Here is a 22972-nt window from a genome sequence, read left to right as displayed (position 1 = left end):
TTAAAGCACCAGCATTCGTCCTCATTTTACAATATAAGAGATAAAAATTATGTCCAAAGTACTCGATAATTTAATTAACCTACTGAAACTTGAAAAACTAGATGATTTACTCTTTAGAGGTGAAAGTCAAGATTTAGGATTACGTCAAGTATTTGGTGGACAAGTCATCGCTCAAGCACTTTCAGCAGCAATACAAGTCGTCCCAAAGGAAAGAAAATTACATTCTTGTCACGCTTATTTTCTTAGTGCGGGAGATAGCCAATTACCAATAATTTATGATGTACAAATATTACGTGAAGGACGTAGCTTTACGGCAGTAAGAGTAAACGCAATACAACATAATCAATCCCTATGTCATATTACAATTTCTTTTCAGTTAGAAGAAAATGGATTCGAACATCAATCAATGATGCCAAATGTAGGACAACCTGAAGATTTTATCTCTGAAAAAACGATCATCAATAAGCTTGCCTCTTATATACCTGAAACAATTCGTGATAAATTTACTGCAGAACGTCCTTTTAATATTCATAGTAAATATATCAACAATCCATTTCAAGGCAGTGAATTACCTCCAGAGCAATATGTTTGGTTTAAAGCAAATGGTAAAGCACCGCTTGACCAAGCAATACAACAATGTTTACTGGCTTATTTTTCAGATTTTCATATTTTATTAACCGCACTTCATCCTCATCAGAAAGGATTGCTAGAACAGGGAATGAAAGTTGCAACCATTGATCATTCAATTTGGTTTCATCGCTCACTAGATTTAAATAATTGGTTGTTATACGCAATAGAAAGTAATAATGCTTTTGGAGCCAGAGGATTATCTCGTGGACAACTATTTGATCAACAAGGGCGATTAATTGCCACAACCCAACAGGAAGGGCTAATTCGTTACACGCCACCACTGAAAAAATAAACTAGTCAGCCAAATATATAAACGAAAAATACATAAAATAAATAAGCGCACTTTATGTCATAAAAAATTTACTTTCTAAAAAATAAAAGTGCGGTTATTTTTTATCAATTTGTTGAAAAATCATTTAAAAATAAGCAAATATGCTTTAGAATAACTAGGAATTTACTATTTAACTGCCAATATTTCCATGAAATTAAATATACCCACGATCTTAACTATTTTTCGAGCTATTTTAATCCCATTTTTTGTGGTTGCGTTTTACTTACCTTTTTCTTGGGCACCTTTTTTAACAACCTTAATATTTTTTATTGCCGCTATCACCGATTGGTTTGATGGTTATCTCGCTAGAAAATGGAATCAAACAACTCCTTTTGGTGCATTTTTAGATCCTGTTGCAGATAAAGTGATGGTTGTTGCTGCATTAGTATTGGTTGTCGAATATCAACATTCTTTTTGGGTAACCCTTCCTGCAATTATAATGATTTCCCGAGAAATTATTATCTCCGCATTAAGAGAATGGATGGCTGAAATTGGTAGTCGAGGAAAAGTTGCAGTATCTTGGTTAGGAAAAATAAAAACCACTTCACAAATGCTTGCTCTTGGCGGATTATTATGGCGTTATAACGTACTAATGGAAATAGCTGCAATCATATGTCTTTATATTGCTGCAATTTTGACTGTTTGGTCAATGCTTCAATATTTAGCAATTGCAAAAGACTCCTTATTAAACGATACCACAGATTAACGTATTTCTAATATTTATTGTCGGAATATCATAAAGGTAAATCTTAAGTAAGATTATAGCGTATAATTAGTGATGATATTTAATCATCTAATTTATAACATAAAATAATCAAAATATTATGAACATTGGAAGATTGATCTATTTTTAAGCAAACGAAAATATTTTTTCAAAAATATATTTGACAGTAATACAGAAATAAGTAAAATGCACATCGTTGTTTGGGAACATTGAAGTTCTTAAAATGCGGGAATAGCTCAGTTGGTAGAGCACGACCTTGCCAAGGTCGGGGTCGCGAGTTCGAGCCTCGTTTCCCGCTCCAAGCCCGAGTGGTGAAATCGGTAGACACAAGGGATTTAAAATCCCTCGACTTTCGAGTCGTGGCGGTTCAAGTCCGCCCTCGGGCACCATTTTAGAATAATGGTACAAAATAAAAGATAGTCGCGTTAGCGACTTTTTTTATACCTAAAATTGACTCACTCGCTACATAACCAATATGTAGAAGCAGTCCTGCTGGCTAGCTTTTAAAAACCTGTTTCTAATGAATAATAAAGAGTAATAAAAAAGACATTATAACTATTCCCCAAATAATATTTTATAGAGAAAGGCATAGACAAGTTTCTATCAAATAAAAAAATAAAGCTAAATCTAGTGTAAATTATTCTTCTAATTTCTGATTAAATACATCATTTACTTTCTATATTTCATATTTTCTATACAGGTTTGTGTATTATCACTATCTTGAGCTAAACACCAAGAAAGTGGAGCTTGAAAGCGATATCCTAAATCGTAATAGCATTTGTCACGAAATTCTCCAAGTTTACGTATAATATATCTATATTGTTCATACTCTTCTTTGTAAGAATTAATCATTTTTATAGGATCTTTATTAAACTTAGCTCTCAAATAATTATATACTTCTTGATCCTTTTTAGTCTTCAATACATATTTATTCGATATTTGAGAACATTTTTCTAAATCATTAAATGAAATATTCTTATTATTTTTTAACCAATAATTAAAGGCACTTGGGGATCCATTAGCCAAATAACACCCAGACAGAACAACAACCACACTAAATAAAAAAATCTTTTTCATCATTCATTCCCCTGATTATTTTCAATAATACTACCATTACCAAAATTAATTATTTTTGTTTTGGGTCCTATTTGTCCCCATACTTTATTTTGATAATTAATAATATCTAACCTTGCTTTCCCATCATCTTCTTTCGGAGGCTTAAGAAAACTAATCACTTCCTCATCTTTGTAATATGCTATCGTGTGATCTCCTGAAAAAATTCCCCATAATGGTATTCCTGTAGCGTTACTTCCTGTCGTATCCGTATTTCCTATACCTAAACTAAACTTACCTGAAACATAGGGTAAACCTATTCCCGTTGCAACAATATCCCTTGGTGCAACTGCATACTCTATACTTCCTTCATTAAATAGTTTGCTTGCTTTTTCCGTATAGCCTTGATCATGGAAGCCTCCTGATAATGTACCAGCTATGGTATGATTACGCATTGAATAAGATGTGCCGACAGTATTGGCTTTTAATTTGGTATTATCAATACTGTATTCCCTGGTAATCTGCCCAGTTCATTGCATTCTTTGTACTTGAAGCCCCTAAGCTATGAGAAAAGTGCTTTAAATCAACTTTATCATCAGGATTATTTCGATTATATTCTTCTAATAATCCCCAAACTTTTGCCTGCTCACGGCTGGCATTTGATGTACCAAAAATACTTGGTATATATCTAATCCTGCCCGCAAACGTTCAAAAACAGTAAAGGTAAATTCTTCGGCTAACCCTGCGTAAGGTTTTCGCACGATCATTGTGACATTACTTTCTATATTTCATATTTTCTATACAGGTTCTTGTATTATCGCCATCTTGAGCTAAACACCAATAAAGTGGCGCATTAAACCTATATCCTTTTTGGTATAAACATTCATTAATTAAAATCGACTGTTTTTCTGTATATTTTGAAAACTCTTGATATTCTTGGGTATTATTTCTGAATACCATATAGTCATTGTCAAATTTATCTAATAAATAAATATATCGTTCACCCAAAATATTATTGGCATTTATCTTGCAAGTATTTATATCAGTATAAGGAACTACTTTCCCATTTTTTATCCAGAAATTAGTTTGAGATGGTGATCCATTTGCTAAATAACAACCAGATAAAACTAAAGTTAAGCTTAATAACAATAATGGTTTCATTATTTATCCTCTTGATTGCTTTCAATAATTTTACTATTACTGAAATTAATAACTTTTGTCTTTGGTCCCATTTGTCTCCATACTTTGTTTTGATAGTTCTTAATTTTTTTTCTATCCTTATCCTCAATCTTGAGGAAATCAATAACATCCTTATCTTTATAATATGCGGTTGTATGATCTCCTGAAAAAATTCCCCATAATGGTATTCCTGTAGCGTTACTTCCTGTCGTATCCGTATTTCCTATACCTAAACTAAACTTACCTGAAACATAGGGTAAACCTATGCCCGTAGCAACAACATCGGCAGGAGCTGCTGTGTAAGAAACCTGACCTTTGCCAAATAATTCTGCTGCACTATCTACATAACTTTTCTCTACTCGCCCTAAGGTCAATTTATTCACTAAACTGTTTGATTGCATTCAACTTAATAAAGCAAAGCAATAAACCTACAATAAAGCGGTAAGCTCCCCTCTTATTTTTACAAAATTTCAGCAACAACTCACTGCTTGTCTATCAAGGCTAGTTTCGGTATTTTTTATATTTATCACACATTCTCATATTAAAACTACCTTCCCAACACCAACCTAAATCAGGCTTAAAGCGATAACCTAATTCATAAGCACATTCATTAAATATCTTATCAAGTCTATCTATAGAGACATCCCATTCTTTGATTTCTTCAGGTGTAAGATCTCCATACTTTTTATTTTCCAAATATTTATCTCTTTCAGTCATCACATTTTCCATTTTATTCTGACATATTCGAAAATCTTTCCCTTGGATATGAACTCCATTCTTTTTCCATTGATTATTGACAGGGGCAGAACCTAAAGAGAACAATCTGTAGCTACATCCCGTAAGCCCTAATATTAATAAAACTAGTAACCAATTTTTCATTATTGATTCTCCTCTTTATGATTATTAAATTGAATTGTTTTAATCTTCGGCTCAAAACTACCCCATTTCTCTTGATGATAAGTTTTCAACTTTTTAAATTCATCCTTATTACCAATAAGAAATTTCGCCGCTCTTTCATCCCTAATATAGGCCTCTGTATGATCTTTCAAAGCATCCCATACAGGAATATACCATTTTTTCTCGGAGGTGGAATCTGAATTACCAATCCCTATGCCATATCGCCCTGCAACCCATGGTAAACCTATGCCCGTAGCGACAACATCGGCAGGAGCTGCTGTGTAAGAAACCTGACCTTTGCCAAATAATTCTGCTGCACTATCTACATAACTTTTCTCTACTCGCCCTAAGGTCAATTTATTCACTAAACTGTTTGATTGCATTCAAATTAATACACTAAAGCGATAAACCTACAACAAAGCGGTCAGTTCCGCTTTTATTTTTGCAAAATTTCAGCAACAACTCACCGCTTGTCTGTCAAAGCTAGTTTCGGTATTTTTTTAATTCTCTACATCTTTTCATATTAAGACTTTCTTCCCAACACCAACCTAAATCAGGTTTAAAACGATAACCTAGTTCATAAGCACAATCAAAATATATTCCCATTAATCGATCAATTTCTAAATCCCACTCATTCTGCTCTTCAGGTGTCCTCTCTGAATATTTTTTATTTTGCAGATACTTATCTCTAGCTGTCTTTACACTTTCTTTCCTGTCAAAGCATATTCCAAAATCCTTCCCTTGCAGATGAACACCATTCTTTTTCCATTGTTTTTCTACTGTCTCACTACCAACAAACGTTGCTCTACAACCTGCTAACCCAATAATTAAGAATATTAATAACCAATTTCTCATCGCTATTTCTCCACTTCGTGATCGTTAAATCGAATAGTTTTAACCTTTGGTTCAAAATGACCATTCCATAGACCTTGATGATAAGACTCTATTATTTTAAACTCATCCTCGTTCATATCTGTTAGAAATCTTGCAACTCGTTCATCTCGAATATAGGCATCTGTATGATCACCTTTGAGCATATCAATTATTGGAATATACCATTTTTTCTCAGAGGTGGAATCTGAATTACCAATCCCTATACCATATCGCCCTGCAACCCATGGTAAACCTATTCCTGTAGCGACAACATCGGCAGGAGCTGCCGTGTAAGAAACCTGACCTTTGCCAAATAATTCTTCCGCTCTATCTACATAGCTTTTCTCTACTCGCCCTAAGGTCAATTTATTCACTAAACTGTTTGATTGCATTCAACTTAATACAACAAAGCGGTAAGTTCCGCTTTTATTTTTACAAAATTTCAGCAACAACTCACCGCTTGTCTGTCAAGGCTAGTTTCGGTATTTTTTATATTTATCACACATTCTCATATTAAAACTACCTTCCCAACACCAACCTAAATCAGGTTTAAAACGATAACCGAGTTCATAAGCACATCCATAATATATTAAATCAAGCCTAGATAAAGATAAGCTTCGCTCATCTATTTCTTCTGGTGTAAGTTCAGAATAATTTTTATTTTTCAAGTACTTTTCTCTTTCACTCATTGATTTATTAGTTCTATCTTCACATATTCGAAAATCTCTCCCTTGAATATGAATTCCATTTTTTTTCCATTGATTGATAACAGGAGAAGAACCGACAAACATTGCTTTGCAACCGACTAATCCTAATATTAAATATCCTAATAACCAATTTTTCATTACTGATTCTCCACTTTATGATTATTAAATTGAATTGTTTTAGTCTTTGGCTCAAAACTACCCCATCTATCTTGATGGTAAGAGTTGATTTCTTCTAAATTTTCACCATACCGAAGAAGAAAGTCTGCTGCTCGTTCATCCCTAGTATATATCGTTGTATGATCACCTTTAACCATATCAATTATTGGGATATACCATTTCTTCTCAGAGGTGGAATCTGAATTACCAATCCCTATACCATATCGCCCTGCAACCCATGGTAAACCTATCCCCGTGGCGACAACATCCGCAGGAGCTGCCGTGTAAGAAACCTGACCTTTGCCAAATAATTCTGTTGCACTATCTACATAGCTTTTTTCTACTCGTCCTAAGGTTAATTTATTCACTAAACTGTTTGATTGCATTGGGTAGGAAGGTCCTGCTCCGTATCCGTTGAATGTGAGGTGATCAAAAGTTAACCCTTGAGATTTCGCCCAGCTAAAGCTGTTTTGGGAACTTGATGCACCTAAACTGTGTACCACATGGTCTAGGTTTACTCGTTCTTCTACACCCACTCGTTTATTATACTCATTCAGTTGTTCAAAGTTTTTCACTTGGTCTCGGCTAGCATTTGATGCACCAAAGATAGAAGGCATATTTAACCCCGCTCTTACTCGTTCAAAAATAGTAAAGGTAAATTCTTCGGCTAACCCTGCGTAAGGTTTTCGCACGATCATTGTGACATTACTTTCTATATTTCATATTTTCTATACAGGTTTGTGTATTATCTCCATCTTGAGCTAAACACCAATAAAGTGGAGCTTGAAAGCGATATCCTAAATCATAAAGACATTGATTTTTTAAAACATCAAGTTTATTTAAAAAATTTAAATATTCTTTATATTCGGATTCATGATAAAAAGCCATTTTTGCTAGAGAATTAACTGCTATTTTTTCCAAAAAGTCGAACCTTTCTTTTTCTTCTTCATTTAAAGAGGAATATTTTGCTCTTTGATAACAATTTTCTGCATCAATATCAGATAGCTCAATACCATTTTTTTTCCAAAATGAATATTCTGGTGGTGAGCCATTAGCCAAATAACAACCAGATAAAACTAAAATTAGACTTAATAACAATAATGGTTTCATTATTTATCCTCTTGATTATTTTCAATAATATTACCCTTACTAAAATTAATTATTTTAGTTCTTGGTCCTATCTGACCCCATTCTTTCTTTTGATAATTAATAATACCTGAATAAGCTTTACCCTTATCTTTTTTAAATGAATTAAGAAAACTAATCACTTCCTCATCTTTGTAATATGCCATCGTGTGATCTCCTGAAAAAATTCCCCATAATGGTATTCCTGTAAAATTACTTCCTGTTGTATCCGTATTTCCTATACCTAAACTAAATTTACCTGAAACATAAGGTAAGTTTATTCCTGTTGCAACAATATCTCTTGGGGCTACTGCATATTCAACACTTCCTTCTTTAAACAATTTGCTTGCTTTTTCCGTATAGCCTTGATCATAGAAGCCTCCTGATAATGTACCTGCTATGGTATGATTACGCATTGGATAAGATGTGCCGACAGTATTGGCTTTTAATTTGGTATTATCAAACTGTATTCCCTGGTAATCTGCCCAGTTCATTGCATTCTTTGTACTTGAAGCCCCTAAGCTATGAGAAAAGTGCTTTAAATCAACTTTATCATCAGGATTATTTCGATTATATTCTTCTAATAATCCCCAAACTTTTGCCTGCTCACGGCTGGCATTTGATGCACCAAAAATACTTGGTATATCTAATCCTGCCCGCAAACGTTCAAATACGGTATAAGTTAATTCAGATGTTATCGATGTATAAGGCTTTCTTACTACTAGTACATCATTATCTAAATAATCCGAACCGCCATATTGAATTACCCCTGTCAAACGATCATTGTCTGTCATATTCATTATTCCATGAGCATACATTCTCGATAGCTTTTCTGCTTCTTCTCTGGTTTTAGGTACTTCAAGATTATTTATATCAAGCTCTTTCGATGCAATACAATCAATTTGATTAAAGATAAAATTGTCCATAGTCGGAAAGAACATTATTTTCTATATTTACTATAAATTTGACATTTTAAATTATATCTATAACAATAAACCCAACTAGTTGTATAAAAATGGTAGCCCTGCTCATACATACATTTTCCAAAAGAATTATAATACCTATCACTTGCAAATTGATATTTCTGTTCGGTTTTTTCCCAACATTGATTTCTTAATCCAATATCAGCCTTCTTTTTCGATGAAACATGTTGCCAATAATGTTCAAATTCATATGTATCTCTCTGTGCTAAAAAATCTATTACAGAACAACTTGACAGAAATAAAGAAGCAAAAATTACTACTCGTATTTTTATTTTATTTATCCTCTATTGTATTAAAGTGATAATTCCTAATATTATTGATAATTCTTATTTTTTCTTTTATTACATCTTTATCATAAACAAACCTTAAATTATCAATATGAAGGATACCAAAGACAACCTGATAGCATAAAACCTATTGCACTCAACATAATTTTTTTCATTTTACTGTTTAACTTACCGATATTTATTGTAAATTTCACAGCTTTTTGGACGACGATAACAATATGCAAAGCTCTCTGTTCTAAAACGATAACCTTTGGTATATAAACATTCAGCATAAAATTCTAAATCACCAATACCTTTCGAGCATTCATGCCGATCTTCAATTGGAGCTTTATTGCCATTTTTATCTACAAAATATCCCATATCACTCACTACATAAGAAGGATATAGATCCCAAATACAGCCCGATAGCATAAATCCTATTGCACTTAACATAATTATTTTTTTCATTTTACTGTTTCCTCTTCTATATTTTTGATATTACAATTCCCACCCTCACCATATACTTTATTCAATATATCAATGGCATTATTATAATTATGCAAAAAACGATCTTCATCATTTTTATCAAAACCATAATTTAGATTATTTCTATTAAAATTCGCCTCTGAATGAGCTTGTAAAAAATTAATTCCTTTCCCATCTGCTGTTGTGGGATTATTACCTATCATTCCTAAACCAACGCCTCTTAGTATCGGTATTCCCTGACAAACAACATCTCCAGAAACACAACTGTATTGCGTTTTGACATCTTTAAAGAATGGTTTTGCTTGATTATGAATATCTTTTGAAGGGTATGAGCCACCAAGATGTAAAAAATCAACTTTAGTATTTTCATATTTTTGCCCTAAATGTTCTGACCAGTTAAGAGCATTTTTATTTCCTGATACTCCGAGACTATGGGATAAATTATGAGAATTATAAACAGGATCTCCATAAGTTTTGGCATAAGCATTATATTCATCTAGCTTTTTCCAGATTTGGACAGTATCTCTTGTTGCATTAGAAGCACCAAAAATAGCAGGTTTATTTGCCCAAGCCCTCAATCGTTCAAAGCCAGTGAAGATAAATTCATTTACTACTCCTGCACTACCTCTATTTAATACAACGCCCAATTCATCAAGAGATTTTAATTCCTTTTCATACAAGATAGCACTAGATATTTTATCTTCTCTCGTTAAATTTAACATTCCCGCTGTTGCTGTTTTACTCAATAGTTCAGCTTGCTCTCTTGTAAGAACTTTATCACTATAAATGACTTTTTTAAGTACTAATGGATCATTTACTTTTAAACATGAAATATGTTCACAGTCCGCTCTTTCTTTAGATGTAGTAAAACTAGAGTCTTCATTCTTCTCCATTTTATAATAAATATCATCTCCTGTTTGACTAACATTATTAATAAAACTTTGAGCAATATCTAAATCACGACTAAGGTCTTCTTTAATTGCCTGAATATCTACCTTACTTACACTTTGGTTTTGGTTTTGATTTCGTTGATTTAGCGTATCTATAAGCTGAGAGGTTGCCTGCCCTGTTAGCTTTTCCTGTGCAGAAGAATCCGTAATTTTAATATTAGATGTATTGATTCGGCTCGTAGTTACACCATTCTCACTTCCCTTATCACTCATTTGCCCCAATAATGCAGTAGCAAGACCTTTTGCAATTCCCCAATTCCCTTGATTACCTATACCAGCAATACCTTGTATTTCAACTTTTGAATTCCCATCTGAATGATTTTCACCAACTGGTTTTAATTTTACCCCTTCAACTTCTTTAGGTGCATTACCGCCACTCACACTAAATCCACCACTTAATCCAAAACCTTTAGCTGAAGATGAATGATTTTGAATATCCGAATGGCTTAATGTGCCTGTTGAGAAGCGGTTTTTATTGTCCGCTTCGGCTTTTTCTATTGAAGTAATTAAACCACCTTTAAGATTAGTATGTTTTTTAACATTAACCTTAAAGCCATCATCCCCTGTAAATACACCCGCCTGCGTACTTACACTGGCATAATCCGCATTAACCTTAGATTGACTATAGCTTGCACTGCCTGAAACACCGTAGCCCACTGTCACCTGACCACTCATATTTTTTTGCTTACCTTTGTAGGTCACCGTGTCTTGTAAGCTTTCAATATTAAGGTTTTGAGCCTCAATACTAACACCTTTACCTACAACTTGAGCCCCTTTTAAAGTGGTATCATTTTTACTTACAATGGTGGTTTGGCTATAAATTACATTTCCCTTTATCCCATTTAGGGTTCATATAACCACATTCTGCTGAAGTAAAACGAATATACCCCCTATCTGCCATACAATTTCTAAACATTTTATAAAACTTGCCATTTATAGTGTAATTATTTGGTGTATCAACAAGAGTGCTATCTTTTGCACCACAAGCTAAGGCGTCTTTTAGACGCTGTTCTGAATCCCTATGACCAATTGTATTAGGTTTTTGATAAGCCGCTATTGCTGGCCAATTTTCGCCTTTATCAACATAGCAATTAACCATTTAAGGTGTATACATACATCCATCATGATAATAACAACTTGTTAATAAAAAACTGAATAAATAAACTCTTTTTTTCATTTAATTACCTCCAAATTGAGATAGCACTTTCATTAAATCTGATGAAATTAAATCACTTAAAGCAAATATCACTACTTACCAAAAGTGCGGTGGGTTTCTTTTAAGTTTTTAAAACTTTCAAAAATCCTACCGCACTTTACTTATAATCATAGTGTAGCCTATAAATTACATTTTCCTTCATCCCATTTAGGGTTCATATAACCACATTCTGCTGGGTATAAATGGCGATATCCTTTGTCTTGCATACAGTCTTCAAAATATTTATAAAATTTACCATTTATCGTATAATCACTTGGGAGATTTTGAAGAGAACTATCTTTTGCACCACAAGCTAAGGCATCTTTCAAACGTTGCTCCGAATTTGTATGCCCAATTGTATCTGGTTTTTGATAATGAGCTATTGCTGGCCAAATAGGTCCTTTTTTAGCTTCACAGTTTGCAGATACAACTTGAATAATTGGTCTGAAACATTCATCTTCAAAAGAATATAAACAGCAATTTAACAAAAATATACTCAGTATTAACACTATTTTTTTCATTTAATTACCTCCCAATTGGAATAATACTTCCATAAAATCTGATGAAACTAAATCACTTAAGGCAAATACCACCACTTACCAAAAGTGCGGTGGGTTTCTTCTAAGTTTTTAAAACTTTTAAAAATCCTACCGCACTTTCCCGTAATCACAGTTTGGCTATAAATTACACTTTCCCTTATCCCATTTAGGGTTCATATAGCCACATTCTGCTGGATATAAATGGCGGTATCCTTTGTCTTGCATACAATCTTCAAAATATTCATAGAATTTACCATTTATGGTGTAATGACTTGGTTTATTTTGAAGAGAGCTATCTTTTGCACCACAAGCTAAGGCGTCTTTTAGACGCTGTTCTGAATCTGTATGACCAATTGTATTAGGTTTTTGATAATGAGCTATTGCTGGCCATTCTTCTCCTTTATCAACACAATCTGCAGGAACTACCTGAATAATTGGGATAAAACACTCTTCCTGAGAAGAATATAAACAGCCATTTAACAAAAATATACTCAATATTAACACTGTTTTTTTCATTTAATTACCTCCAAATTGAGATAGCACTTTCATTAAATCTGATGAAATTAAATCACTCAAAGCAAATATCACTACTTACCAAAAGTGCGGTGGGTTTCTTCTAAGTTTTTAAAACTTTCAAAAATCCTACCGCACTTTACTTATAATCATAGTGGAGCCTATAAATTACATTTCCCTTCATCCCATTTAGGGTTCATATAACCACATTCTGCTGGCCAATATTTATGATAACCTTTGGATTTCATACATAATTGAAATTTTTCTAAATCGTCACGACTACTATGTCTTAACTTAATATCACCATATTTTGCACCACAAGCCACCGCATCTTTCCAGCGTTGTGCAGAATCCGTATGACCAATCGTATTAGGTTTTTGATAATGAGCTATTGCTGGCCAAGTTTCACCCTTATCAACATAGCAATTAACCATTTGAGGTGTATACATACATCCATCATGATAATAACAACTTGTTAATAAAAAACTGAATAAATAAACTCTTTTTTTCATTTAATTACCTCCAAATTGGAATAATACTTCCATAAAATCTGATGAAACTAAATCACTCAAAGCAAATATCACTACTTACTAAAAGTGCGGTGGGTTTCTTTTAAGTTTTTAAAACTTTCAAAAATCCTACCGCACTTTACTATTAAAAAACAAATCTACTTTATATTTGAATATTTTGGATCAGAATCAAACTTGTATTTCCCGTTAGAAAGAACACATTCAGCCATGATATCGGCCATTACTTCTTTTGTATACAACTCATTCAATCTCTCTTTTGCTAACTTCATTTGAGTTCTATCACATATTTCAGACTCTTTATACCAACTAGTATCTTTAGTACTCTGATTACAATTCCAATCAAAAGGTCGACAAGGGTAGCACCCCGTTAAAAATAAAATACTGATACCTATTAATTTAATATGGATTTTCATCATTACTCACTCCTTCCTTATTAACTGGATTAACTAATTTAGGTTGAGATGGATTATTGCCTGAAAATATTGGTTTTCCCCAGACCTTTATAAAGTTCTTAAACTGTTCTTTTTCTGATATAGGATCTGGTACTTCAGCAAAATAACTACTGACTAAAAGTACTGTTATTTCCTCAAGTTTTAAAACTTTCAAAAATCCTACCGCACTTTACTTATAATCATAGTGGAGCCTATAAATTACATTTTCCTTTATCCCATTTAGGATTCATATAACCACATTCTTCAGAAGAGATGTAAATATATCCTCTATCAGCCATACAATTTTCTAGCACTTTATAAAACTTACCATTTATAGTGTAATTACTTGGAGCATCTACAAGGGTGTTATCTTTTGCACCACAAGCTAAGGCATCTTTCAAACGTTGTGCAGAATCCGTATGACCAATTATATTAGGTTTTTGATAATGAGCTATTGCTGGCCAAGTAGGTCCTTTTTTAACTTCACAGTTTGCAGATACAACCTGAATAATTGGTCTGAAACATTCATCTTCAAAAGAATATAAACAGCCATTTAATAAAAATATACTCAATAGCAAAATTAACTTTTTCATTTTAATTTCCTCCCAACTTATACAATACTTCCATAAAATCTGATGAGATTAAATCACTTAAGGCAATAGGGACTGTAACTGGAATAGCAACTGCCGTTGTTACTTCCGATGCTTTACTCTCTAATCCATTCTTTTGGGAAGTATTACCTTGCTTATCATACCAGCCCCATATTTGCCCACCTAATAAATCATGAGGCCCCGCAAAAGATTCCACTAATATGTCAGAAAAATCACCTTTTTTATATTGCATCAGTGGCTTTCCGTCAAAGTACCACCCGCCTTCGACAGGCTGAAAACCACCTGTTGCACCATAAGAATCTCTAACAAATTCATTTATTTCAGGATTAATAGCATCAGATAAACTTGGTAATTTATCATCACCATTATAAATAACTGCCCCATCAGGGCTTAAAACACATCTATTCTCACCACAAATAGCATTTACATCAATACGCACCCCACCTAATTTTACCCCATCAAAATAGCCACTATCATAGGAATCATTACGTAACACTTTACCTGTTGTTGCATCAACAATTCCTTTAAATTTTCTGGAGTTTGCAAGGGTTTCTTCTCGCATTTTTGTATTCGCTAATTGTAACGTACCCTGAGTAATTGCTACATCTGGTGAACCAGCAACAACACCAACGACTGTTTCCAATAAACGTTTTTGATATTGTAATTTATAAATTTCCTTATAAATGGCTGTTTTTTCTTCCTCTGTTTTTGCCGTCTTAATTTTAGCTCTTAATTCAGCTTGTCTTGGTAAAACATAATTATTAATTGAAGAAAAAGCATTTTTTCTAAAGTCCTTTGTTACTTTAACTTGGATATTCAACTCTTTTAATACTTTTTCTTTATTAAAGTTTTGTGCCAATTTTCCTGAATGAGCTTCGGCATTTTCTAAGGTTAGCTTTGTTTTAACTGATTTAATAGTTTCATTCGCGGTTTTTCCTGTTTGAGACAGTTGTTTATCTTCATTACGAATTTCAATATTTTTTGTGTTAATACCACTTTTGGTTAAGCTAGATTGGCTTTCTTTATCATGACCAATTCCTACCCCTATATCCTTAGTCAAGGAGGATTTCCCTGTGGCTAACACAATTGTATTCGCCTTGCCACCTGTACCTTTTCATTATTTACTCCTCTTTAGTTTTGGATTGACTAATACAGGTAATTAAATATAACTTTTATTTAGCTCTCTTTTTCTCATAGATACATTGCCCTGTTCGATTAGCGAATTCAGCAAGCCATTTTTGTTGCTCCTTATCCCCCACCCATTTATTTGGATTAGGTCTCATTTGTTTTTCTACTATTTCATCACATTCACGATAAATCTCCTTTTCTTTGTCAGAAAGATTATTAGCCGCACCCGCACTATTCCAAAACTTTGTAAAAGTATCCATACAACCTGATAAAGGTATCATTAAAGCTAGTACAGCGATCATTTGCATTATTTTCATCATTTATTCCTCTTTAATTGTTGGATTGACTAACACGGGTAATGAAAGACTCTTCTCATTTAGATCATCAGTTTTCTCTTTTTTCCATTTACTAGAATAATCATCAAAATAAGGATTTTTAATTTTCTTAATAACCTTTTTCTTTTCTACAGTTACGAGCAAATTCAGCCCATAATTCTCCTTGAGTTTCCCCATTATAAAATTTACTAGCTTCTTTACGACAAGTTCTATAAACTTCTCTTTCCTTATCCGACATTTTAAACCCATTATTCCAAAACCAAACAAGAGGATCTCTACTAGTCATACAACCACTTAATACGGAAAAAGATATTGCTAAAATAAAAAAACGCTTCATTTCATAACTCCTTAATTTTTATTTGGCTTAATTAAAATTGGTAGTGATGGATTATCTTTTATACCCTTAGGATCCCACTTTTCATCAAAATCCTCTAAATACGGGTTTTCAACTGCCTTACTCACTCTATTCCCATTTTGATCAATATTATAACCCTCTTCATCTTTAAGATACTCTTCTGGAACTTTGCCAAAATAGCTACTATGAGAATATAAGAACCATTTATCCTCAACCCCACCCGTTGGTTTATTTCCTCCTACTATGTACTTACTGCGTAGCCCAAGAAGTGGGGTTCGACCAACAAAATCTGTGTAGTGGACGGCTAATAGGGCTTGGCTATCTTGTTGCGAAGTTGTACCGTCCTCATTATTTACTGTATAGGTATATTTATTTACCTTCGCTAGTTGATCGGCATAATCTTGTACGTGTGTTGCAGTACCAAAGAAGCGGGACTGCCTAATAGGTATCCCTATTAATCCTTCTCTATTAGCTCTCTGTAAGGCGACACTCGCTGTTATACCGCCTCGACTATGATTGCTAAGATCAAGCTGATAGTTATTTTGCTTCGCATAATCATAAATTTTGATATTCATTTTTTCTGCCGAAGTAAGAGGCAATCGTCCACCTACTAAATCATTCGTTTTATCATAAAGAGCACCACTTACTAAAAGTGCGGTTATTTCCTCAAGTTTTAAAACTTTCAAAAATTAAACCGCACTTTGTTACTCAACTATATAAATATGATAATCAAACAACACTTATTTAAAAATATCATAGTAATGAAATATAATCTTTATTTAGATCTTTTTTTCATATAGTTTTATCTATCATTGATAATGTCGGCATTTATATTGATATTCATATAAATAAAATCTAAGATTTTAGATGATTATTTTTTATTCTTCTGTTTGTCCATACATTTATTTATAAGTACTAACAGTTCAAGACGTTCACGTTCAGTTGAATGAACAGGTAAAGAATAATGTTTTTTAACCTCATCAAAACACTCATCAAAACGTTTAGAGTATTCCTCTGATACTACTCCACCATAATTCCAAAAATGTTGTGTGCAACTAGATAACCCAATAACACTTATAGAAATCATTGTTATAAATCTAAAAATATTCATACTAATTTTACTCCCTACTTTTTTGAATTTCAGGGGTGATTAATAGAGGTAATGATGGGTTTCCACTATTTTTATCATTTCCCCATTTTTCATTAAATTCTTTCAAATATGGATTGGTAATTGGATCAGTTATCCTAGTTCCATTTTTATCTATGTAATAACCATCATCATCTATTAGATTTTCTATTGGTACTTCACCCATATAACTACTATGTGAATAACAATACAAACAAGCTCCACCAGTTGTTTTATTAAATCCCATTAACCCCAAATTCCATTTATTACCTACAAAATCGGCTTGATGAACTGCTGATTTTGCCTTACTTAAACCTTCCCATTCTTTTCCATTTATATCAGTATATTTATACAATCCATTTCTATTCGCTAGTTGATCGGCATAATCTTGTACATGTGTTGCAGTACCGAAGAAACGGGACTCTCTAATAGGTATCCCTGTTAATCCTTCTCTATTCGCTCTCTGTAAGGCGACACTCGCTGTTAAACCACCTCGACTATGATTATTAAGATCAAGCTGGTAGTTATTTTGCTTCGCATAATCATAAATTTTGATATTCATTTTTTCTGCCGAAGTAAGAGGCAATCGTCCACCTACTAAATCATTCGTTTTATCATAAAGAGCATAAATTAATTCAGAAACAGCATTACTCGTTGGTCTGTTATATACAACTGCTATACCATCTTTGTTGGTTTCCCAACTGTTTTGTTTAATAGCATTTTTTAAAGCATCATCTCTTGGATTTAAAATACCATTATTTGATACAGTAATTACACCTGTTGTCGTTGATGGTGTTAATTCTGAAAGATCAAAAATTTGTCTTTTATCGCCTATTTCTATTTCTGCTTTATCTCCGTATATTTTTCTCTCAGTTTCACCGTCATTAGACATATTTGAACAATATAAGCTATCTTGCTTACAGATTACTTTCCAAACTTGTGCTGGTGTATTTGCTACTCGAATAACAGGATCAACCGTTGTTGCTGCCCCCATATAAGTTAAAGCATCACTATTTCCATAACCGTACAAACCGCCCAATGCGAGATCGGTATAAAATGCAACTTTCTCTAAGGTATCCGCTCTATCTACATAACTTTTCTCTACTCGCCCTAAGGTTAATTTATTCACTAAACTGTTTGATTGCATTCAAATTAATACACTAAAGCGATAAACCTACAACAAAGCGGTAAGCTCCGATTTTATTTTTGCAAAATTTCAGCAACAACTCACCGCTTGTCTGTCAAAGCTAGTTTCGGTATTTTTTTAATTCTCTACATCTTTTCATATTAAGACTTTCTTCCCAACACCAACCTAAATCAGGTTTAAAACGATAACCTAGTTCATAAGCACAATCAAAATATATTCCCATTAATCGATCAATTTCTAAATCCCACTCATTCTGCTCTTCAGGTGTCCTCTCTGAATATTTTTTATTTTCTATATACTTAGATCTATCTGTCTTTGCATTTTCTGACCTATCATAACACTTTCTAAAATCTTTCCCTTGAAGAGAAATACCATCCTTTTTCCATTGTTGGGTAACAGAAGCAGAACCAACAAACATTGCTTTACAACCTACTAACCCAATAATTAAGTATATTAGTAACCAGTTTTTCATTATTGGTCCTCCACTTTATGATTATTAAATTGAATTGTTTTAATCTTCGGCTCAAATCTACCCCATCTATCTTGATGATATGATTTAACCGTGCCTACACGATCACTACCACTAAAAAGAAACTCTACCGCTCGTTCATCTCGAATATATGCTCTAGTATGATCGCTCAAAGCATCCCATACAGGAATATACCATTTTTTCTCAGAGGTAGAATCTGAATTACCAATCCCTATGCCATATCGCCCTGCAACCCATGGTAAACCTATCCCCGTGGCGACAACATCGGCAGGAGCTGCCGTGTAAGAAACCTGACCTTTTCCAAATAATTATGCTGCGCTATCTACATAGCTTTTTCTACTCGCCCTAAGGTTAATTTATTCATTAAACTGTTTGATTGCATTCAACTTAATACAACAAAGCGGTAAGTTCCGCTTTTATTTTTACAAAATTTCAGCAACAACTCACCGCTTGTCTGTTAAGGCTAGTTTCGGTATTTTTTATATTTATCACACATTCTCATATTAAAACTACCTTCCCAACACCAACCTAAATCAGGCTTAAAGCGATAACCTAAAGCACAGCCATAATATATTTTACTAAATCTATCTATGGCTAAATCCCACTCTTTCATTTCTTCAGGAGTTAGTTCCCTCTCAGAATAAGCATTTTGCAAATATAACTCTCTTTCGGTCTTTGCATTATCCTTTTTATCCTGACATACTCGAAAATCTTTCCCTTGGATATGAACTCTATTCTTTTTCCATTGATTATTCACAGGGGCAGAACCTAACGAGAACAATCTATAGCTACATCCCGTAAGCCCTAATATTAATAAAACTAGTAACCAATTTTTCATTATTGATCCTCCACTTTATGATTATTAAATTGAATTGTTTTAATCTTCGGCTCAAACCCACCCCATTTTTCTTGATGATAAGTTTTCAACTTTTTAAAGTCTTCACTATCATCACCAAAAAGAAATTTCGCTGCTCGTTCATCTCGAATATATGCTCTAGTATGATCACTCAAAGCATCCCATACAGGGATATACCATTTCTTCTCAGAGGTAGAATCTGAATTACCAATCCCTATACCATATCGCCCTGCAACCCATGGTAAACCTATGCCCGTAGCGACAACATCCGCAGGAGCTGCCGTGTAAGAAACCTGACCTTTGCCAAATAATTCTGTTGCACTATCTACATAGCTTTTTTCTACTCGTCCTAAGGTTAATTTATTCACTAAACTGTTTGATTGCATTGGGTAGGAAGGTCCTGCTCCGTATCCGTTGAATGTGAGGTGATCAAAAGTTAACCCTTGAGATTTCGCCCAGTTAAAGCTGTTTTGGGAACTTGATGCCCCTAAACTGTGTACCACATGGTCTAGATTTACTCGTTCTTCTACACCCACTCGTTTATTATACTCATTAAGTTGTTCAAAGTTTTTCACTTGGTCTCGGCTGGCATTTGATGCACCAAAGATAGAAGGCATATTTAACCCCGCTCTTACTCGTTCAAAAATAGTAAAGGCAAATTCTTCGGCTAACCCTGCGTAAGGTTTTCGCACGATCATTGTGACATTATCTAATGCACTGCTTCCTGAATATTGGATTGCCCCAATTGTTCGATCTTTATCGGACGTATTGAGTATGCCATGTACATACATTCTTGAACGAATTTCTGCTTCTAGCTTATCTTTCGGTACTTGAATATTTTCCATATTCAGTTCAAAAGCACGAACGCAATTGTCTTCCAATTTATGACAGTTCTCTGGCACAAATTCAAGCACGATATTCTTTTCATTTTTCTCGACTTTATAATGTAATTTATCGCCAATATCTTGCAGATTATCAATAAATTGTTGAGCAATTTGTAAATCGCCTTCTACTTTTGACTTCACAGTTTCAACATCTGTTTTCGCTAAAGTGCGGTGTAAATTCTCCTTATTTAAGGTGGCTATGGTAGCTTGGATAGATTCATTTTCAGACTGACCAATTTGAATATTTTTGGTATTAATACGACTTGTGGTTACACTACTATCGCTGTCTTTATCACTCACTTGTCCCAATAATCCTGTGGCTAATCCTTTGGCTATTCCCCAATTCCCTTGTGAGAAAATACCTGCTACACCATTTAATTCAACTTTTTGTCCATTTGTTTTATCAACATCCGATTGATTTTGAGCTTGTTGTGTAATTTCCATTCCACCTATGCCTTTAATTACATCAACAATTTTCGTATCATTTGCTGTTTCAGATATTGTGGTTTGCGTAGTCTCTGTTTCGTTTGTAGAAGGGGCGGATTTTGTACCACCCAATGGAATACGGTAATCCCCTGCCACACTAACTCCACCACTTAATCCAAAACCTTTAGCTGAATAAGATGAATGATTTTGAATATCTGACGAACTAATTGTTCCTGTAGTAAAACTATTTTTACCCTCTTGTTCCGCTTTTTCTGTTGAAGTAATTAAGCCACCTTTTAAATCTGTATGTTTTTTAACATTAACCTTAAAGCCATCATCCCCTGCAAATACACCCGCTTGCGTATTTACACTGGCATAATCCGCATTAACCTTAGATTGACTATAGCTTGCACTGCCTGAAACACCATAGCCCACTGTCACCTGACCACTCATATTTTTTTGCTTACCCTTATAAGTCATCGTATCTTGTAGGCTTTCAATATTAAGGTTTTGAGCAGTAATATCTACTCCTTTACCTATCACTTGTGAACCTATTACGGAAGTATTGTTTTTACTTACTATAGTGGTTTGGCTATTTTTATCTCCTACTCGACTTGCTACCCAACTTTGTTCATCACCATTACCATAGCCTTTACCATAATTACCTCCTGCCGTAATGCCGAAAGAAAATCCATTTTGACCATAGCTTACTGCAACTCCTGCATTCCAACCCTGTGATTTATTGCTACTACGTTCCTGATGAGTTTGGGATTTAGCTTTGATATTTACATCATTATCTGCCAATAAGGTGGTCCCTTGTTTACCACTTACATCTGAACCAACAATATTGATATCTGATGTTTTATCCCCTGTAGCAATAATATTAGCCTTACCCCCTGCATTTACTTGGCTTGAATTAGCAAGGCTACCTTTAGTTGAAGTTTGTTGAGTATTTTTCTGTTCACCATAGGCGATAGACACACTGATATTCGCATTTGCCATATCTCCATTTGCTAAAGCTTGGGTTGCCTGTGCTGCTTCACCAACACTATCTATCGTTCTAAAAGTATCAAAAGCAGCATTCGTTGCCATCATTGCATTAATACGGTTATTTTTACTATCACCAACTTGTTTAATTGATTTATATGCTGATTGAGCACCTTGAATAGCTTGTACTGCCGGTATATTCAAAGCAACTGTAAGCCCTTTTTGTTCAAAGGTATGTTTTCTGTTGGTTTCATATTTATCATCTCCAGCAACAATATTAACTTGTTTGGCTTTAATATTAACGTCTTTCTTCGCAGAGGTTACGGTACTCGCTTGTTGTGTATAATTATTTTCGGCAATAATATTAACGTTATCTTGCAAACTGCCAACTTGGCTACCTTTTGCATAATACTTAGTTTTATCCGATTCAGTGGTTTCTTTACGGCTACCAATCGTAAAACCTATTTTACCGCCTCCAGTTAATAACCCTGACTGGCGAGTTTGCTCAAAATCTTCTGAATAAGCACGATTTTCAGCCTCTTTGATAGTAATATTTTTTCCTTGAATAGCTAAATCATTTTCTGCCACAATTTGGCTACCTTGAATATTCACATCAAATTGACTATAACGGTTATACGAAAGCCCTTTTGGATTTGGGGTTTGAATATTAACTTGGGGAATGCCATTGGCGGTTTCTATAACATGAGGACGCTCATTAACATTGGCAGTAGGGTCTGCTTTAATAATTAATGAGGCATTTTCGGCTTGTACCTGTGGAATAAGGCTGACAAAACCTAAAGCACAACATAACGCAAAAGAAATCGGTTTAAATAAGTAACTCCCTTGGCCTAAAAGTGCGGTCATTTTTTCAAAGGTTTTTGATACCGAGTTAATAGACGTGGTATTCTCTGTTTTCGCTTTGCCACCTACTTTCGCTAATTCCGATACCACAATAAAACGTTGCTGAGTTTTACTAAAAATCACTCGGTAACAATACTTATTCATAATCTATTCCTTACTGTGGCTTATATATTCAATTAAAGCATAATATAAAAAAGT

The 22972-nt window shown here is 33.9% G+C and carries 33 protein-coding genes, 2 tRNA genes and 1 pseudogene; 4 read left to right on the top strand and 32 right to left on the bottom strand.

Going from position 1 to position 22972, the window contains the following annotated elements; genetic code table 11:
* The first annotated feature begins 49 nt into the window (after positions 1 to 49).
* From tesB to EV697_RS09165, 4 genes are all read left to right on the top strand, one after another.
* A complete protein-coding gene (gene tesB, locus EV697_RS09180; protein ID WP_132024892.1) occupies positions 50 to 922 on the top strand; it encodes an acyl-CoA thioesterase II in 873 nt (290 codons plus the stop codon).
* A 187-nt stretch (positions 923 to 1109) separates the two neighbouring features.
* Positions 1110 to 1667, top strand: coding sequence for a CDP-diacylglycerol--glycerol-3-phosphate 3-phosphatidyltransferase (gene pgsA / locus EV697_RS09175; protein ID WP_132024890.1), 558 nt, complete (start codon positions 1110 to 1112; stop codon positions 1665 to 1667).
* Between the two features lie 243 nt (positions 1668 to 1910).
* Positions 1911 to 1986: transfer RNA gene (locus EV697_RS09170), tRNA-Gly, on the top strand.
* Position 1987: 1 nt separating this feature from the next.
* Positions 1988 to 2074 (top strand) — tRNA-Leu (locus EV697_RS09165).
* Between the two features lie 280 nt (positions 2075 to 2354).
* On the opposite strand, the gene EV697_RS09160 is transcribed toward EV697_RS09165, so the two are convergent.
* From EV697_RS09160 to EV697_RS09015, 32 genes and pseudogenes are all read right to left on the bottom strand, one after another.
* Positions 2355 to 2765, bottom strand: a complete 411-nt coding sequence (locus EV697_RS09160) for a hypothetical protein (RefSeq protein WP_176672786.1) — start codon at positions 2763 to 2765, stop codon at positions 2355 to 2357.
* Positions 2762 to 3193: a hypothetical protein gene (locus EV697_RS09155; RefSeq protein ID WP_132024886.1), complete on the bottom strand. Its 432-nt coding sequence runs from the start codon at positions 3191 to 3193 to the stop codon at positions 2762 to 2764. Before EV697_RS09155 ends, EV697_RS09160 begins: the two co-directional genes overlap by 4 nt.
* A 319-nt stretch (positions 3194 to 3512) precedes the next feature.
* Complete coding sequence (locus EV697_RS09150) at positions 3513 to 3899, bottom strand: hypothetical protein (protein ID WP_132024884.1); 387 nt, start codon at positions 3897 to 3899, stop codon at positions 3513 to 3515.
* Positions 3899 to 4318 carry a hypothetical protein gene (locus EV697_RS09145; protein WP_132024882.1) on the bottom strand — a complete coding sequence of 140 codons (420 nt, stop codon included), beginning with the start codon at positions 4316 to 4318 and terminating at the stop codon, positions 3899 to 3901. Before EV697_RS09145 ends, EV697_RS09150 begins: the two co-directional genes overlap by 1 nt.
* A 100-nt stretch (positions 4319 to 4418) precedes the next feature.
* A complete protein-coding gene (locus EV697_RS09140; RefSeq protein ID WP_132024880.1) occupies positions 4419 to 4796 on the bottom strand; it encodes a hypothetical protein in 378 nt (125 codons plus the stop codon).
* Positions 4796 to 5197: a hypothetical protein gene (locus EV697_RS09135; protein WP_132024878.1), complete on the bottom strand. Its 402-nt coding sequence runs from the start codon at positions 5195 to 5197 to the stop codon at positions 4796 to 4798. The genes EV697_RS09140 and EV697_RS09135 overlap by 1 nt, the downstream gene beginning before the upstream one ends.
* Positions 5198 to 5297: 100 nt before the next feature.
* Positions 5298 to 5669 (bottom strand): hypothetical protein, encoded by a 372-nt coding sequence (locus EV697_RS09130; RefSeq protein WP_132024876.1) that lies wholly within the window; start codon positions 5667 to 5669, stop codon positions 5298 to 5300.
* A 2-nt stretch (positions 5670 to 5671) separates the two neighbouring features.
* On the bottom strand, positions 5672 to 6079 hold the full coding sequence (locus EV697_RS09125; protein ID WP_132024874.1) for a hypothetical protein: 408 nt from the start codon (positions 6077 to 6079) through the stop codon (positions 5672 to 5674).
* An 81-nt stretch (positions 6080 to 6160) separates the two neighbouring features.
* Positions 6161 to 6532, bottom strand: coding sequence for a hypothetical protein (locus EV697_RS09120; RefSeq protein WP_132024872.1), 372 nt, complete (start codon positions 6530 to 6532; stop codon positions 6161 to 6163).
* A complete protein-coding gene (locus EV697_RS09115) occupies positions 6532 to 7248 on the bottom strand; it encodes a hypothetical protein (protein ID WP_132024870.1) in 717 nt (238 codons plus the stop codon). Before EV697_RS09115 ends, EV697_RS09120 begins: the two co-directional genes overlap by 1 nt.
* Positions 7249 to 7255: 7 nt before the next feature.
* The gene (locus EV697_RS09110) at positions 7256 to 7660 is read right to left on the bottom strand and encodes a hypothetical protein (RefSeq protein WP_132024868.1); all 405 of its coding nucleotides are present in this window, start codon (positions 7658 to 7660) and stop codon (positions 7256 to 7258) included.
* On the bottom strand, positions 7660 to 8616 hold the full coding sequence (locus EV697_RS09105; protein ID WP_132024866.1) for a hypothetical protein: 957 nt from the start codon (positions 8614 to 8616) through the stop codon (positions 7660 to 7662). The genes EV697_RS09110 and EV697_RS09105 overlap by 1 nt, the downstream gene beginning before the upstream one ends.
* A 497-nt stretch (positions 8617 to 9113) precedes the next feature.
* On the bottom strand, positions 9114 to 9392 hold the full coding sequence (locus EV697_RS09100; RefSeq protein WP_132024864.1) for a hypothetical protein: 279 nt from the start codon (positions 9390 to 9392) through the stop codon (positions 9114 to 9116).
* A complete protein-coding gene (locus EV697_RS09095; RefSeq protein ID WP_236824079.1) occupies positions 9389 to 11035 on the bottom strand; it encodes a hypothetical protein in 1647 nt (548 codons plus the stop codon). The genes EV697_RS09100 and EV697_RS09095 overlap by 4 nt, the downstream gene beginning before the upstream one ends.
* Positions 11036 to 11047: 12 nt before the next feature.
* Positions 11048 to 11164 (bottom strand): annotated as a pseudogene (locus EV697_RS10135) (hemagglutinin repeat-containing protein); the annotation flags it as partial.
* A gap of 10 nt (positions 11165 to 11174) precedes the next feature.
* Entirely contained in the window at positions 11175 to 11459 is a 285-nt protein-coding gene (locus tag EV697_RS09090; protein ID WP_165906485.1) for a hypothetical protein, read from the bottom strand.
* Positions 11460 to 11695: 236 nt separating this feature from the next.
* A complete protein-coding gene (locus EV697_RS09085; protein ID WP_132024862.1) occupies positions 11696 to 12076 on the bottom strand; it encodes a hypothetical protein in 381 nt (126 codons plus the stop codon).
* Between the two features lie 156 nt (positions 12077 to 12232).
* Positions 12233 to 12610 carry a hypothetical protein gene (locus EV697_RS09080; protein WP_132024860.1) on the bottom strand — a complete coding sequence of 126 codons (378 nt, stop codon included), beginning with the start codon at positions 12608 to 12610 and terminating at the stop codon, positions 12233 to 12235.
* 158 nt (positions 12611 to 12768) lie between these two features.
* Entirely contained in the window at positions 12769 to 13119 is a 351-nt protein-coding gene (locus EV697_RS09075; protein ID WP_132024858.1) for a hypothetical protein, read from the bottom strand.
* A gap of 155 nt (positions 13120 to 13274) precedes the next feature.
* A complete protein-coding gene (locus tag EV697_RS09070) occupies positions 13275 to 13553 on the bottom strand; it encodes a hypothetical protein (protein ID WP_132024856.1) in 279 nt (92 codons plus the stop codon).
* Positions 13534 to 13743 (bottom strand): hypothetical protein, encoded by a 210-nt coding sequence (locus tag EV697_RS09065; protein WP_132024854.1) that lies wholly within the window; start codon positions 13741 to 13743, stop codon positions 13534 to 13536. Before EV697_RS09065 ends, EV697_RS09070 begins: the two co-directional genes overlap by 20 nt.
* A 37-nt stretch (positions 13744 to 13780) precedes the next feature.
* Positions 13781 to 14161, bottom strand: a complete 381-nt coding sequence (locus tag EV697_RS09060; RefSeq protein WP_132024852.1) for a hypothetical protein — start codon at positions 14159 to 14161, stop codon at positions 13781 to 13783.
* Position 14162: 1 nt separating this feature from the next.
* Positions 14163 to 15239 carry a hypothetical protein gene (locus tag EV697_RS09055; RefSeq protein ID WP_207904101.1) on the bottom strand — a complete coding sequence of 359 codons (1077 nt, stop codon included), beginning with the start codon at positions 15237 to 15239 and terminating at the stop codon, positions 14163 to 14165.
* A gap of 112 nt (positions 15240 to 15351) precedes the next feature.
* Positions 15352 to 15624 carry a hypothetical protein gene (locus tag EV697_RS09050; protein ID WP_132024850.1) on the bottom strand — a complete coding sequence of 91 codons (273 nt, stop codon included), beginning with the start codon at positions 15622 to 15624 and terminating at the stop codon, positions 15352 to 15354.
* Between the two features lie 127 nt (positions 15625 to 15751).
* The gene (locus EV697_RS09045; protein ID WP_132024848.1) at positions 15752 to 15979 is read right to left on the bottom strand and encodes a hypothetical protein; all 228 of its coding nucleotides are present in this window, start codon (positions 15977 to 15979) and stop codon (positions 15752 to 15754) included.
* Positions 15980 to 15990: 11 nt separating this feature from the next.
* Positions 15991 to 16683: a hypothetical protein gene (locus EV697_RS09040; protein ID WP_132024846.1), complete on the bottom strand. Its 693-nt coding sequence runs from the start codon at positions 16681 to 16683 to the stop codon at positions 15991 to 15993.
* A gap of 185 nt (positions 16684 to 16868) precedes the next feature.
* Entirely contained in the window at positions 16869 to 17084 is a 216-nt protein-coding gene (locus tag EV697_RS09035) for a hypothetical protein (RefSeq protein ID WP_132024844.1), read from the bottom strand.
* 31 nt (positions 17085 to 17115) lie between these two features.
* Positions 17116 to 18270 carry a hypothetical protein gene (locus tag EV697_RS09980; protein ID WP_132024842.1) on the bottom strand — a complete coding sequence of 385 codons (1155 nt, stop codon included), beginning with the start codon at positions 18268 to 18270 and terminating at the stop codon, positions 17116 to 17118.
* 100 nt (positions 18271 to 18370) lie between these two features.
* Positions 18371 to 18742 (bottom strand): hypothetical protein, encoded by a 372-nt coding sequence (locus tag EV697_RS09025; RefSeq protein WP_132024840.1) that lies wholly within the window; start codon positions 18740 to 18742, stop codon positions 18371 to 18373.
* Positions 18742 to 18912 (bottom strand): hypothetical protein, encoded by a 171-nt coding sequence (locus EV697_RS09845; protein ID WP_165906483.1) that lies wholly within the window; start codon positions 18910 to 18912, stop codon positions 18742 to 18744. The genes EV697_RS09025 and EV697_RS09845 overlap by 1 nt, the downstream gene beginning before the upstream one ends.
* 311 nt (positions 18913 to 19223) lie before the next feature.
* On the bottom strand, positions 19224 to 19598 hold the full coding sequence (locus tag EV697_RS09020) for a hypothetical protein (protein WP_132024838.1): 375 nt from the start codon (positions 19596 to 19598) through the stop codon (positions 19224 to 19226).
* Complete coding sequence (locus EV697_RS09015; protein WP_132024836.1) at positions 19598 to 22918, bottom strand: hemagglutinin repeat-containing protein; 3321 nt, start codon at positions 22916 to 22918, stop codon at positions 19598 to 19600. Before EV697_RS09015 ends, EV697_RS09020 begins: the two co-directional genes overlap by 1 nt.
* Positions 22919 to 22972: the final 54 nt, after the last annotated feature.

Origin of the sequence: Bisgaardia hudsonensis (assembly GCF_004345785.1) — a bacterium.
GTDB lineage: Bacteria > Pseudomonadota > Gammaproteobacteria > Enterobacterales > Pasteurellaceae > Bisgaardia > Bisgaardia hudsonensis.
The sequence above is the reverse complement of the archived record's forward strand: the minus strand, read 5'-3'. Positions and strand labels throughout refer to the sequence as shown.

What these genes read in the sequence shown, in the direction of transcription:
- tesB (WP_132024892.1), top strand. Translation starts at nt 50, where the DNA reads ATGTCCAAAGTACTCGATAATTTAATTAACCTACTGAAACTTGAAAAA.
- pgsA (WP_132024890.1), top strand. Translation starts at nt 1,110, where the DNA reads ATGAAATTAAATATACCCACGATCTTAACTATTTTTCGAGCTATTTTA.
- EV697_RS09160 (WP_176672786.1), bottom strand. Translation starts at nt 2,765, where the DNA reads ATGATGAAAAAGATTTTTTTATTTAGTGTGGTTGTTGTTCTGTCTGGG.
- EV697_RS09155 (WP_132024886.1), bottom strand. Translation starts at nt 3,193, where the DNA reads ATGCGTAATCATACCATAGCTGGTACATTATCAGGAGGCTTCCATGAT.
- EV697_RS09150 (WP_132024884.1), bottom strand. Translation starts at nt 3,899, where the DNA reads ATGAAACCATTATTGTTATTAAGCTTAACTTTAGTTTTATCTGGTTGT.
- EV697_RS09145 (WP_132024882.1), bottom strand. Translation starts at nt 4,318, where the DNA reads ATGCAATCAAACAGTTTAGTGAATAAATTGACCTTAGGGCGAGTAGAG.
- EV697_RS09140 (WP_132024880.1), bottom strand. Translation starts at nt 4,796, where the DNA reads ATGAAAAATTGGTTACTAGTTTTATTAATATTAGGGCTTACGGGATGT.
- EV697_RS09135 (WP_132024878.1), bottom strand. Translation starts at nt 5,197, where the DNA reads ATGCAATCAAACAGTTTAGTGAATAAATTGACCTTAGGGCGAGTAGAG.
- EV697_RS09130 (WP_132024876.1), bottom strand. Translation starts at nt 5,669, where the DNA reads ATGAGAAATTGGTTATTAATATTCTTAATTATTGGGTTAGCAGGTTGT.
- EV697_RS09125 (WP_132024874.1), bottom strand. Translation starts at nt 6,079, where the DNA reads ATGCAATCAAACAGTTTAGTGAATAAATTGACCTTAGGGCGAGTAGAG.
- EV697_RS09120 (WP_132024872.1), bottom strand. Translation starts at nt 6,532, where the DNA reads ATGAAAAATTGGTTATTAGGATATTTAATATTAGGATTAGTCGGTTGC.
- EV697_RS09115 (WP_132024870.1), bottom strand. Translation starts at nt 7,248, where the DNA reads ATGATCGTGCGAAAACCTTACGCAGGGTTAGCCGAAGAATTTACCTTT.
- EV697_RS09110 (WP_132024868.1), bottom strand. Translation starts at nt 7,660, where the DNA reads ATGAAACCATTATTGTTATTAAGTCTAATTTTAGTTTTATCTGGTTGT.
- EV697_RS09105 (WP_132024866.1), bottom strand. Translation starts at nt 8,616, where the DNA reads ATGTTCTTTCCGACTATGGACAATTTTATCTTTAATCAAATTGATTGT.
- EV697_RS09100 (WP_132024864.1), bottom strand. Translation starts at nt 9,392, where the DNA reads ATGAAAAAAATAATTATGTTAAGTGCAATAGGATTTATGCTATCGGGC.
- EV697_RS09095 (WP_236824079.1), bottom strand. Translation starts at nt 11,035, where the DNA reads ATGAGTGGTCAGGTGACAGTGGGCTACGGTGTTTCAGGCAGTGCAAGC.
- EV697_RS09090 (WP_165906485.1), bottom strand. Translation starts at nt 11,459, where the DNA reads ATGGTTAATTGCTATGTTGATAAAGGCGAAAATTGGCCAGCAATAGCG.
- EV697_RS09085 (WP_132024862.1), bottom strand. Translation starts at nt 12,076, where the DNA reads ATGAAAAAAATAGTGTTAATACTGAGTATATTTTTGTTAAATTGCTGT.
- EV697_RS09080 (WP_132024860.1), bottom strand. Translation starts at nt 12,610, where the DNA reads ATGAAAAAAACAGTGTTAATATTGAGTATATTTTTGTTAAATGGCTGT.
- EV697_RS09075 (WP_132024858.1), bottom strand. Translation starts at nt 13,119, where the DNA reads ATGAAAAAAAGAGTTTATTTATTCAGTTTTTTATTAACAAGTTGTTAT.
- EV697_RS09070 (WP_132024856.1), bottom strand. Translation starts at nt 13,553, where the DNA reads ATGATGAAAATCCATATTAAATTAATAGGTATCAGTATTTTATTTTTA.
- EV697_RS09060 (WP_132024852.1), bottom strand. Translation starts at nt 14,161, where the DNA reads ATGAAAAAGTTAATTTTGCTATTGAGTATATTTTTATTAAATGGCTGT.
- EV697_RS09050 (WP_132024850.1), bottom strand. Translation starts at nt 15,624, where the DNA reads ATGAAAATAATGCAAATGATCGCTGTACTAGCTTTAATGATACCTTTA.
- EV697_RS09045 (WP_132024848.1), bottom strand. Translation starts at nt 15,979, where the DNA reads ATGAAGCGTTTTTTTATTTTAGCAATATCTTTTTCCGTATTAAGTGGT.
- EV697_RS09035 (WP_132024844.1), bottom strand. Translation starts at nt 17,084, where the DNA reads ATGATTTCTATAAGTGTTATTGGGTTATCTAGTTGCACACAACATTTT.
- EV697_RS09980 (WP_132024842.1), bottom strand. Translation starts at nt 18,270, where the DNA reads ATGCAATCAAACAGTTTAGTGAATAAATTAACCTTAGGGCGAGTAGAG.
- EV697_RS09025 (WP_132024840.1), bottom strand. Translation starts at nt 18,742, where the DNA reads ATGAAAAACTGGTTACTAATATACTTAATTATTGGGTTAGTAGGTTGT.
- EV697_RS09020 (WP_132024838.1), bottom strand. Translation starts at nt 19,598, where the DNA reads ATGAAAAATTGGTTACTAGTTTTATTAATATTAGGGCTTACGGGATGT.
- EV697_RS09015 (WP_132024836.1), bottom strand. Translation starts at nt 22,918, where the DNA reads ATGAATAAGTATTGTTACCGAGTGATTTTTAGTAAAACTCAGCAACGT.